Genomic DNA, 12,006 nt, shown 5'->3' on the forward strand with positions numbered 1-12,006 from the left:
CGATTCCGTCGCGGTAGTCGGGGGCGACCTGTGCCCGGCATGTGGGGCGCCACTGGGCGCAGGGCGGGGGTGTCGGGTATCGGGGGTGGGCGCGGTTAGGCTGGCGCACGGCTGATCACGGGCGACAGGAAACCGGAGGCGGCGTGCGGGCATTCGTGCGGCAGGTGGGTAGTGGGGTTGGGGAGGCCGTGGTCGCGGTCTTGGTTGCCGCGGTGGTGGGGGCGGTGGGTTTGTATGCGTTTTCGACCGTGGAGTGGCCTGCGTTCAATTCGTCGAATGTGACCCGGGCGCTGACCACGGTGGGGCAGGTGGGGGCGGCGGTGCTGCTGGTTGCCTCCGTGGTGTTGATTCGGGTGCGTCGGTGGCCATGGGGGGCGAAAGTGCTTGCCTGGGCGGGAATTTCGGGATTCGTGACGGTGACGCTCGGGATGCCGCTGGCGGCGACGAAGCTGTATCTGTTCGGCATTTCGGTGGATCAGGAGTTTCGGACCGAATATCTGACGCGGCTGACCGATTCGGCGGCGCTGCACGATATGACCTATGCGGAGCTGCCCGCGTTCTATCCGGCGGGGTGGTTCTGGCTGGGCGGGCGGGTGGCGAATCTGCTCGGCATGGCCGGATGGGAGGCGTTCAAGCCCTGGGCGATCGTGTCGCTGTCGATGGCGGCGACACTGGCGACGGTGTTGTGGTCCAAGCTGATTCGGGCGGATTGGGCCGTGGCGGTGGGGGCCGCGACCACGGCGGTGATGGTGGCCTTCGCCGCGCCGGAGGCCTACAGCGCGGTGCTGGTGATCCTGTTCGCGCCCGCCATGGTGCTGGCCTGGGGGGCGCTGTATCGGCCGGCGGAGTGGCTCGAAAAGTTCGACGCGGCAGGCGGTTCGGCGACCGCGCGCGGATGGGGCGCGGTGGTGGGGACCGGCCTGTTCGTCGGGGTGTCGGGCATGTTCTACACGTTGTTCTTCGCCGTCGCGGTGTTCACCGTGACGCTCATGGCAGTGCTGGCCTGGCTCGCGCTGCTGCTGCGGCGCCACGCCGACATGGTGCACCGGCGGCCGCGCGAGGGTGAGCCGGGTGCGCTGGGCCTGCTGGGCCCGATTCTGGTGCGGCTCATCGCGATCGGCGCGATCGCCGGTGCGCTGACCCTGATCACCTGGGGACCGTGGCTGCTGCGGGCGGCGCGCGACCGGCCGCGCTCCTCGGGTGGTTCGGCCCTGCACTATCTGCCGGAATCGGGTTCCCGCCTGCCCTTCCCGATGTTCGACTTCACCCATCCGCTGCTCGGCGCGCTGTGCCTGCTCGGCACGGTCTGGCTGGTGCTGCGCGTCGGCAGTTCGCGGCGCGCCCAGGCGCTGAGCATCTCGGTCGTCGCGATCTACCTGTGGGCGCTGGCCTCGATGGCGGTGACCGCCGCCGGGACGACGCTGCTGGCCTTCCGGCTCGAGCCGATCCTGCAGGTGCTGCTGGCCGCGGCGGGCGCGTTCGGCTTCGTGGAGGGTGCGCGGGCGATCTACCAGGTCTTCGATGAACCCGCCCGGATGCGCGGGGTGACCGCCGCGGTGGCGGTGCTCGGCGCGCTGGCCTTCACCCAGTCGATCCCGGCCGTGCTGGCGACCGAGATCACCACCGCGTACACCGATACCGACGGCGATGGCAAGCGCGCCGATCAGCGCAATCCCTCCGCGGTATCGCACTACCGGGCGATCGACGAGGCCCTGCTCGCACAGACCGGCCGCCCCCGCGACGCCACGGTGGTGCTGACCGCCGACACCAGCTTTCTGAGCTACTACCCCTACTACGGCTTCCAGGCGCTGACCTCGCACTACGCCAATCCGCTCGCCGACTTCCCCGCACGCGCGGCCGAGATCGAGCGCTGGAGCGAACGGAAGTCCCCGACCGACCTGCTCGAGGCGCTGAACCACTGCCCGTGGCGCGCGCCGGACGCATTCCTGTTCCGGCGCGGCGGCGACGAGTACACGCTGCGGCTGGCCGAGGACGTCTACCCCAACGATCCGAATGTGCGCCGCTACACCGTGGCCTTCCCCAAGACGCTGTTCGAGGATCCACATTTCCAGGTCACCGACATCGGCCCGTTCACCCTCGTGGTGCGCCGCTAGCCGCGCTGTGGCCCTGTGCACAGCCCATTCGATCTGTGCATAACACTGTGGAATTGTGGTGTTTCTTGTGGATAACTCCTCGTTCGACCGACCGGTCCCCCGCGAAGTTCGGTAGCGTGGGCCGCTGATCGTCGGCTAGAGGAGTTTCACCTGTGGTACCGGGGCGGGAAACGGATCGAATCGAACGAACGAGCACGACCGCACTGCTGGAGCGCGGCACCGGCACCCCGGAGCGGACCGCGCGGCGGCCGCTGCGAGCCCGCCCCGACCTGCTGGTCGCCGCCGCCTATCTGAGCCTGTCGGTGCTCGTGCTGTCCGGGCAGTGGCGCGACACCGGGCACGGCTATCTGATCAAGAGCGGCCAGGACCAGACCATGTGGGAATGGTTCTTCGCCGTGACCGCGCACGCCGTGGCCAATCTGGAGAACCCCCTCGGCACCCGACTACAGAACTTCCCCGACGGGGTGAACATGATGGCCAATACGGCCATGTTCGGGGTGGGCGTGCCGCTGACCCCGGTCACCCTGCTGTTCGGGCCGACGGTCACCTTCGTCCTGGTCCTCACCCTCGGCCTGGCCGCCACCGGATTCGCCTGGTATCGGCTGTTCGCGCGCGAGCTGGTGGCCTCGCGCCCCGCGGCGGCCGTGGGCGGGCTGTTCTGCGGCTTCGCCCCGGCGATAATCTCGCACGCCAATGCGCATCCGAATTTCGTCCTACTGGCCGCGCTGCCGGTGATCGCCGGACTGTTGATTCGGATGGCCCGCCGGGTGCGCGACGGCGAACCCGTCACCTTCGCCCGCCGCGCCCGCGACGCCGCGCTGCTCGGGGTGCTGGTGGCCCTGCAGATCGCCCTCGGCGAGGAACCGCTGCTGATCTTCGCGCTGGCATTCGGTCTGTTCGCGGCCGTGTACTACCTGCATCGGCCGCGCACCGGGCTGCGGGTGCTGCGCGGGATCGCGCCCACCGTCGGGCTCGGCGCGTTGATCACCCTGGCGCTCACCGGGATTCCGCTGTGGTGGCAGTTCTTCGGACCGCAGAGCTATCGCTCGATCGATCACGGCCCGATGGGCAACGATCTGAAGGCCCTGGTGCAGTTCCCCTCCGAATCGCTGGGCGGCATCTTCGCGCCCGGCCAGAACGTGGCCATCAATCCGACCGAGCAGAACGCCTATTTCGGCTGGCCGCTGCTGGCGCTGGTGGCCGTGACGATCGCGCTGCTGTGGCGCGATCCCCGCGCCGGCCGGATGGTGCGCGCGGCCGCGGCGGTGATCCTGGTGTTCGGGGTGCTGTCGCTGGGCGGTCAGGCGACCGTGGGCAAGATGCCGACCGGGGTGAGCCTGCCGTGGCGGTGGCTGGACCACGTCCCGCTGCTCGGCACGGTGCTGGAGACCCGCTTCGCGATGGCGGCGATCCCGGCCATCGCCGCGATCCTCGCGCTGGCCACCGAACGCGCCCTGGCGCACCGGCGCGGTGCGCGCACCGAGTGGCGCCCGCTGACCTGGTTCGCCGCGCTGGCGCTGGCCCTGGTGCCGCTGGCCCCGACGGCGCTTCCGGTGGTGCCCCGCGACCCCACCCCGGCCTTCTTCACCGACGGCACCGTGCGCCGGTTCGTGCGCGACGGATCGGTGGTGATCGCCCCGCCGCCGACCCGGCTCGACGCTCGGCCGCTGCGCTGGCAGATCGACTCGGGCTTCGAATTCCCGCTGGCCGGAGGCTATTTCGTCGGTCCAACGGCGGATCGGAAGGGCCGCTACGGACCCGAGGATCGCCCGACGGCCGCACTGCTGACGCAGGCCCAGGAGACCGGGCGGATTCCGGTCGTCGACGACGCCGCCCGCGCGCGGGCGCTGGCGGATCTGCGCTACTGGCAGGCCGATGTGGTGGTGCTGCCGCCCGCGACCAACGGGGCCGTCCTGCACGCCACACTCGATCGGTTGCTGTTCCCCGGCAGCTATCTCGACGGCATGTGGGTCTGGGATGTCCGCGAGATGCGCATCGGCGGTAGCTAGCATCGTCGATCGTGCGCGCTGACTCTTCCGCGGTGTCCCGTGTCCGCCTGATCGCCCTCGTCTCGGGGGTGCTCGGGATACTGCTGGCGGTCCTGACGCCGCTGCTGCCGGTGCGCCAGGATCGGGCGACGCTGGATTGGCCACAGCCCCAATCGGTGAACGTCGACGCGCCGCTGGTCTCCTATGTGCCGCTGGAGGTGCGACTGTCGCTGCCGTGCGCGGCGATTCGCGACCTGCCCACCGGCACGCTCGTTTCGACCGTCCCCGCGCAGGCCCCCGGCGCAACGTCGAAGGGCCTGGTGGCCAGGGTGACCGACGAGCCCGGCGCGGGTCGACGGCTGTCGGTGCTGCTGCGCGACATTCCGCTGCTGTCGGCGCCGATCGCCGAGATCGGCGGGTGCGCCGCGTTCACCGTGGTATCCACCGCGACCGCGACGACCGCCGAACTGACCGGCGTGCAACGCGCGGACGGCACGCCGTTCACCTCGACCGTCGGCGGCGATGTGCGGCCCCAGATCGTCGGCGTCTTCACCGATCTGAACCGCGCCCAGCTCGGCGACGCCCGCCTGCGTGCCGATATCGACTCGCGGTTCTCCTCCAGCCCGTCCTGGCTGAAGCTGGCCGCCATCATCGGCGCGGTCGTGTGCACGCTCATCGCGCTGATCTGCCTGCACTTCATCGATACCGCCGACCGCCGACGGCCGCGCCGGATACTGCCCGCGCACTGGTGGCGCTTCACGGGTACCGATGCCGTCGTCCTCGGCACGCTGGCGCTGTGGCACATCATCGGCGCGAACACCTCCGACGACGGCTACATCCTGAACATGGCTCGGGCGTCGCGGCACTCGGGTTATATGGCCAATTACTACCGCTGGTTCGGGGTGGCCGAGGCACCGTTCGGCTGGCCCTACGAGGTGCTGGCTTGGATGACCCGGATCAGCGACTCGAGCCCGTGGATGCGGCTGCCCGCGCTGCTGGCGGGGGTCGCGTGCTGGCTGGTGATCAGCCGGGAGGTGTTGCCGCGCCTGGGTGCGCGCGTGCGGCGGTCCGCGGTCGCGCGCTGGACGGCCGGTCTGGTGTTCCTGGTCGCCTGGCTGCCCTACGACAACGGCCTGCGTCCGGAACCGCTGATCGCGCTGGGCGCGCTGCTGACCTGGTGTGCCATCGAACGGTCGATCGCCACCGGACGGCTGCTGCCCGCCGCGCTGGGCGTGCTCATCGCGGCCTTCTCACTGGCCGCCGGGCCGACCGGCCTGATCTGCATCGCCGCGTTGATCGCCGGATCGCGCCCGGTGCTGCAGCACATCATCAAACGCGCCCGGCTGGGTTCCGCCGGGGGCAACCGCCGCGACTGGTCGGCGATCCTGCGCTACGGCGCGCTGCTGGCTCCCGGCATGGCGGCCGGAACCCTGGTCCTGGTGGTGGTTTTCGCCGATCAGACGCTGGCCTCGGTGCTGGAGGCGACCCGGGTGCGCAAGATCATCGGACCGAATGTGGCGTGGTTCGACGAGCGCACGCGCTGGGATTCGCTGCTGATGCTCTCGCCCGACGGATCGCTGGCGCGGCGGTTCGGCATCCTCGGCATGCTGCTGTGCCTGGGCGTGTGCGTGCTGGTGATGCTGCGCAAGGGGGGCCGGGTGCCGGGCACCTCGCGGGGTCCGTCGGCGCGGATTCTCGGCATCGTGTTCATGTCGCTGCTGCTGATGATGTTCACGCCGACCAAGTGGACCCACCACTTCGGCGTCTACGCCGGACTGGCGGGATCGCTGGCCGCGTTGACCGCGATCGCGGTGGGCGTCAACGGGATTCGCGCGCCCTACAACCGGTCGCTGTTCGCCGCGGCGGTGTTGTTCCTGCTGGCGGTGACGTTCACCGGATCCAACGGCTGGTGGTATGTGTCCAGCTACGGGGTGCCGTGGTGGGACAAGGCGCCGCTGCTGGCGGGTAAGGGGCTGTCCACCCTGTTCCTCGGCCTGGCGGTGCTGTGCCTGCTGTTCGCGGCCTGGCGGTACTACCGGCAGCCGTATCGAAATGCACCGCCGCGCAGGCGGTTCGACCGCTTCGCCATCGAACCGCTGACCGTCGCGGCCGCGGCCATGGTGCTGTTCGAGGTGGCCTCGCTGGGGAAGGCGGCGCTCACGCAGTACCCGTCCTATTCCATCGCCAAATCGAATCTGCGGGCGCTGGGCGGGAACTCGTGCGCCCTGGCCGATGACGTTCTGGTCGAGACGAATACGGCGGATTCGCTGCTGCAGCCCTATACGGGCGCGGCCGCCGACGCACTGGCCGCCGACAATGTCGGCTTCACCCCCAACGGCGTCGCGAGCGATCTGACCGCCGATGCGGAGGAAACCGTCTCCGGCGGCGCCAATTCCCTCGATTCGGGTTCGGAGAACAAGACCACCCGCACCACCCAGGCGGGCACCGGCGGCGGCAGCACCGCCGAACCCGGCATCAACGGCAGCACCGTCGCGCTGCCGTTCGGCCTCGATCCCGCCCGCACTCCCGTGCTGGGCAGCTATACGAACAAGGACAAGCAGCAGGCCCGCCTGACCTCGCAGTGGTACCGGCTGGATCTGGCCGCCGCCCGGGGCGATTCGGCGCACCGGCTGCTCGTGGTGACCGCGGCGGGCCGGATCAAGTCGATCGATCCGGACGGCGTGGTCCACTACGGCCAGGACCTGCGCGTCGAATTCGCCCATCGCGGCGCGGACGGCGGCGTCGAGGAGTTGGGCTCGTTCGTGCCGCTGGATATCGGTGGCGCGCCGTCGTGGCGCAATATGCGGGTGCCGCTGGACCGAATCCCGGACCGCACCAATGCCATTCGCATCGTGGCCGTCGCCAACGACCTCACCCCGCGGCAGTGGCTGGCCGTCACCCCGCCCCGCCTGCCCAAGCTGGCCACCCTGAATTCGGTCGTGGGCCACACCGCGCCGGTCCTCGAGGACTGGCACGTCGGCCTCGCCTTCCCCTGCCAGCGCCCGTTCGACCACGCCGACGGCGTGGCCGAGGTCCCCGCCTGGCGCATCCTGCCCGACCGCGTCGGCTCCGACGCCTCCAACGCCTGGCAGGACGATATCGGCGGCGGCCCGCTCGGCTGGACCGGCCTACTGCTCGAGTCCCGCACCATCCCCGGCTACCTCGACGGCGACTGGAACCGCGACTGGGGCTCTCTGGAGAAGTTCACCCCGTACGTCCGGGAAGCAACACCGGCCACCATCGGGGTCTCCACCGAGAATCACTGGGGTTGGGCCAAGGACGTCCCCATCAAGGCTCGCTGACAAGAACACGCGGCCAACGACCGTTCGCGGCCGTCTCGCCGTTCAGCGGTCGAAGCGCATGCGCGAAGCGCGAGTCTCGACCGCTGAACGGCGAGACATGGAGGCCGCGAACCCGCCGGAGCGAAGCGGAGGCCAGACCAACACAGCTAACATCTGCAACCGTGCCCGACGCCGCAACTGCTGTCTTGACCGAGCCGAGGCCCGCGCCCGCCGCCGCGACGCCCCGTGATTTCCGTACCGCCCGCTGGATCGCGCTGGTCGCGGGGTTGCTGGGGGCGGTGTTCGCCATTGCCACGCCGTTCCTGCCGGTGCAGCAGACGACGGCCGAGGTGAACTGGCCGCAGGACGGGACCATCGGCAATGTCGAGGCGCCGCTGATGTCGCAGGTTCCGGTGGATCTGGACGCGAGCATTCCGTGTGCGCTGGTCGCCCAGGTGCCGCAGGGGATCATTCTCAACACCGCGCCGCAGCAGGGCGAATGGGCCGCCCTCGAGGGGATGTTCGTGCGGGTCACCCCCGACTCGGTGGATGTGATGGACCGCAATGCCATCGTGGCGTCGGCAAAGCGGTCGCAGCTGGACGGCTGCTCGGCGATCACCATCTCCTCCGATATCCACCGCACCACCGCCGAATTCGTCGGCACGGGGATCAAGGGCACCCTGAACGGCGATCTGCGGCCGCAGGTGGTTGGCATCTTCTCCGATCTGAAGGGTCCCGCACCGGCCGGGCTGTCGTTCCACATGACCGTCGACACCCGCTTCACCTCGACGCCGACCTGGATCAAACTGACCGCCATGATCGCGGCGGTGTTGTGCACCCTGCTCGCGCTGGGCGCCCTGGCCCGCCTGGACACCAGCGACGGCCGCGGGCACCGGCGCATCCTGCCCGCGAACTGGCTGAAGCCGACCTGGGCCGACGGCGCGATCATCGGCACGCTGGGGCTGTGGCATTTCGTCGGCGCCAACACCTCCGACGACGGCTACATCCTGTCCATGGTTCGGGTCGCACCGCACGCGGGCTATCTGGCCAACTACTTCCGCTGGTACGGCGTGCCGGAGGCGCCGTTCGGCTGGTACTACTACGTGATCCAGGCCTTCGCGCAGGTCTCCACGGCCAGTCCGTGGGTCCGCATTCCGGCACTGGCCTGCGGAATTCTGTGCTGGATGGTGATCAGCCGCGAGGTGGTGCCGCGGCTCGGGCGCGGCGTGCGCACCTCGAAGGTGGCGCTGTGGACCGGCGGCCTGGTGTTCCTGGCCTTCTGGCTGCCCTATGACAACGGCCTGCGCTCGGAGCCGATCGTCGCGCTGGGCGCGCTGCTGACCTGGGTCTCGATCGAGCGGGCCATCGCCACCGGACGGCTGCTGCCCGCGGGGGTCGCGGTACTGGTCGCGGCGTTCACCCTGGCCGCGGCACCGACCGGATTGATGTGTGTGGCGGCGCTGCTGGCCGGTATCCGGCCGCTGGTGCGGATCGTGGTGCGACGCCATCGCGAAGCCGCGGCGCGCGCCGAAACGGGCTTCTTCTCGACCCTGTGGGGCTCCTCGCTACCGCTGCTGGCGCCGATCGCGGCGGCCGGATTCCTGGTGCTCACGGTCGTCTACAGCGATCAGACCTTCGCCGCCATCCAGGAGGCCGACCGCGTCCGCAAGGTGACCGGACCGAATCTGGCCTGGTACGAGGACTATCTGCGCTACTACTACCTGTTCGTGCAGACCGTCGACGGTTCGCTGTCGCGCCGGTTCGCCTTCCTGGTGATGATCCTGTGCCTGGTCACCACCGCGCTGGTGCTGCTGCGCCGCCGTCGGGTGCCGGGCATCTCGACCGGTCCGACCTGGCGGCTGATCGGCGTGGTGTTCGGGACGATCTTCTTCATGATGTTCAACCCGACGAAGTGGACCCACCACTTCGGCGCCTATGCGGGCATCGCGGGTTCGCTGGCGGCGGTCACCGCGGTGGCGGTGTCGGCGACGGCGCTGCGGTCGCGCAAGAACCGCACCGTCTTCCTGGCCGCGCTGCTGTTCATGCTGGCGCTGACCTTCTCGGGCATCAACGGCTACTGGTACGTGTCCAGCTTCGGCGTGCCGTGGTTCGACAAGACCGTCTCGCTGCACGGCAATCAGTCCAACACCCTGGTGCTGATCCTGTTCGGCCTGGCGCTGGCGCTGGTCGGCTGGCAGACACTGCGCGAGGACTACACCAAACCACCCGCTAGCCCGAAGACCGCGCGCGGCAGGCGGATTCGCCGCTTCGCGGCCATCCCGCTGACCGTGGTGGCGGCGCTGATGGTGGCGTTCGAGGTGCTGTCGCTGGTGAAGGGCGCGGTGACGCAGTATCCGGCGTATTCGCTGGCCCGCTCGAATCTCGATGCGGTGCGCGGCAGTTCGTGCGGTCTCGCGAACGATGTTCTGGTGGAGTCGGATCCGAATGCGGGCCGGTTGAATCCGATCATCGATCCGGCCAATCCGCCGACCGCAGATCCGCTCGGCGGCGTCGATCCGACCGGCTTCGATCCCAACGGCGTGCCGGACGATCTGAAGGCCGATTCGGTCGAGGTGAAGCCGGGCACCGGCAACACCTCCAACCAGTCGGTGGGCGCCAATTTCGCCGAGGGCCAGAACGCGGGCACCGAAGGCGGTCGCATCGCCGAGCCCGGTGTCAACGGCAGCACGGTGGCCCTGCCCTACGGGCTGGATCCCAAGACCACCCCGATCATGGGCAGCTATCAGAAGGGCATGCAGCAGCCCGCGCATCTGATCTCCAGCTGGTACGAGCTGCCGGCGCGGTCGGATGACGCACCGCTGGTGGTCATCACGGCCGCCGGTCGCATCCTGTCCTTCGATCAGACCGGCGCGCTGCAGTACGGCCAGGATCTGCAGCTGGAATACGGTAAGCGGCAGGCCGACGGCAGCGTGGCCGTGCAGGGCAAATACGTGCCGCGCGATATCGGCCCGTCGCCCTCGTGGCGCAACCTGCGGGTGCCGCTGTCGGAGATCGCGCCCGATGCCGACGCGGTGCGCATCGTCGCCAACCGCAATGTGCTGATCGGCGATCAGTGGCTGGCCTTCACCCCGCCGCGGGTGCCGAAGCTGGTGTCGCTCAACACCTTCATCGGTTCGCGCCAGCAGGTGCTGGAGGACTGGGCGGTGGGCCTGCAGTTCCCGTGCCAGCAGCCGTTCCTGCATCGCGACGGCGTGGCGACCATGCCCAACTACCGCATCAAGCCCGATCGGCCACTGGCGGCCAGCTCCACCGACACCTGGCAGGCCCAGGAGTTCGGCGGCCCGCTCGGTTGGGCGAATATGCTCGCGGGCGCCACGACCGTGCCGACCTATCTGAAGGACAACTGGGCGCGAGACTGGGGTTCGCTGGAGCGCTACGACCGCTACTACACCGATGCGACGCCCGCGCGGATCGAGACCGGCACGACCACGCGCTCCGGATTCTGGTCACCGGGGCAGATGCGGGTGTCCTGATCGAGTCGCACACCGCGGGCGGCGCAACGGGTTTGCGCCGCCCGCGCTGTTCTCCACATGCCTAGGCTCACACTCGGTCTACGAGGTGGCTGCGGCAGGATGGTGATCATGAGTTATGTGCGGCTGGGTGCGGTGGAGACGTGGTACGACGTGCAGGGCGAGGGTGAGCCGCTGGTCCTGCTGCACGGCGGGTTCACCGACTCGCGCACGTTCGAAGCGGCGATCCCCCTGTTCACCAAGCATTTCCGGGTGTTCACGGTGGACCGGCGCGGGCATGGCCGCACGGCCGACACCGCTGCGCCGTTCAGCTACGCGGCCATGGCCGAGGAGACCATCGCCTTCCTCGAGCAGGTGGTCGGGGGCCCGGCGCACCTGGTCGGCTACAGCGACGGCGCCAATACCGCGCTGCTGGCGGCGCTGCGGCGGCCCGATCTGGTGCGCAAGCTGGTGTCGGTGAGCGGCAACTTCCATCACGACGGCCTGATCCCGGGCACGCTCGACTTCGGCGACGAGGTGATCGCGCACTTCGCGCCGAACTACGGCGCGGTGTCGCCGGACGGCGAGGCGCACTTCCCCGTGGTGTTCCGCAAGGGTCTCGAAATGGCCACCACCCAGCCGGAACTCAGCGCTGCTGAGCTGGCGGGCATCTCGGCGCGGACGCTGGTGCTGGCGGCCGACGACGACATGATGACCCTCGAGCACACCGTCGAGCTCTATCGCGGCATTCCCGATTCGGAGCTGGCCATCGTGCCGGGCACCTCGCACACCCTGTTGTTCGAGAAGCCGAACCAGGTCTACGGCACGATCATCGACTTCCTGACCTCCGACCCGGTGCCGACCCGGGTACCCGTCCGCCGGGCGCGGTGAGTTTCGGGGCTCAGCGCTCGATCCGCTCGCACCATTCGTAGACGGGGAGGCTGCCCTCGGGCGTCTCCTGCCAGCGCGGGGTCACCTTGAAGCGCTCGTAGCCGCCGTTGAACTGCACGCGCAGTTCGATTCCCGGCGGCGTGATCGGCACGATCCGTTGCGGCAGGTCGGCTGGCCCGCCCTCTAGTACGGCCTTCGGTGAGCTACCCATAGCTGAAGGCTCTCATACCGGGACGGATCGACCGACCGATTCCGGGAAAGA

The 12,006-nt window shown here is 69.5% G+C and carries 6 protein-coding genes; 5 read left to right on the forward strand and 1 reads right to left on the reverse strand.

The genetic code is table 11. The features are described 5' to 3' along the window. Positions 1-143 precede the first annotated feature (143 nt). The 5 genes from NDR87_RS23120 to NDR87_RS23140 all read left to right on the forward strand — a co-directional run bounded on the left by NDR87_RS23120 (position 144) and on the right by NDR87_RS23140 (position 11,744). On the forward strand, positions 144-2,114 hold the full coding sequence (locus NDR87_RS23120; RefSeq protein WP_251915270.1) for a galactan 5-O-arabinofuranosyltransferase: 1,971 nt from the start codon (positions 144-146) through the stop codon (positions 2,112-2,114). A 179-nt stretch (positions 2,115-2,293) separates the two neighbouring features. Further along, positions 2,294-4,123 (forward strand): DUF6541 family protein, encoded by a 1,830-nt coding sequence (locus NDR87_RS23125; protein WP_372494291.1) that lies wholly within the window; start codon positions 2,294-2,296, stop codon positions 4,121-4,123. Between the two features lie 11 nt (positions 4,124-4,134). Then, on the forward strand, positions 4,135-7,404 hold the full coding sequence (locus NDR87_RS23130; protein WP_251915274.1) for an arabinosyltransferase domain-containing protein: 3,270 nt from the start codon (positions 4,135-4,137) through the stop codon (positions 7,402-7,404). Between the two features lie 161 nt (positions 7,405-7,565). Next, positions 7,566-10,877, forward strand: a complete 3,312-nt coding sequence (locus NDR87_RS23135; protein ID WP_372494270.1) for an arabinosyltransferase domain-containing protein — start codon at positions 7,566-7,568, stop codon at positions 10,875-10,877. A 108-nt stretch (positions 10,878-10,985) separates the two neighbouring features. Beyond that, on the forward strand, positions 10,986-11,744 hold the full coding sequence (locus tag NDR87_RS23140; RefSeq protein ID WP_251915278.1) for an alpha/beta fold hydrolase: 759 nt from the start codon (positions 10,986-10,988) through the stop codon (positions 11,742-11,744). Positions 11,745-11,754: 10 nt separating this feature from the next. Here the strand turns inward: NDR87_RS23140 and NDR87_RS23145 are convergent, their stop codons facing one another. Then, positions 11,755-11,955 carry a DUF5988 family protein gene (locus NDR87_RS23145; RefSeq protein ID WP_251915280.1) on the reverse strand — a complete coding sequence of 67 codons (201 nt, stop codon included), beginning with the start codon at positions 11,953-11,955 and terminating at the stop codon, positions 11,755-11,757. Positions 11,956-12,006: the final 51 nt, after the last annotated feature.

Origin of the sequence: Nocardia sp. CDC159 (assembly GCF_023740735.1) — a bacterium.
Lineage (GTDB): Bacteria > Actinomycetota > Actinomycetes > Mycobacteriales > Mycobacteriaceae > Nocardia > Nocardia pulmonis.

Excerpts from the sequence above, each read along its gene's own strand:
- NDR87_RS23140 (WP_251915278.1), top strand. The coding sequence starts at position 10,986 with ATGAGTTATGTGCGGCTGGGTGCGGTGGAGACGTGGTACGACGTGCAG.
- NDR87_RS23145 (WP_251915280.1), bottom strand. The coding sequence starts at position 11,955 with ATGGGTAGCTCACCGAAGGCCGTACTAGAGGGCGGGCCAGCCGACCTG.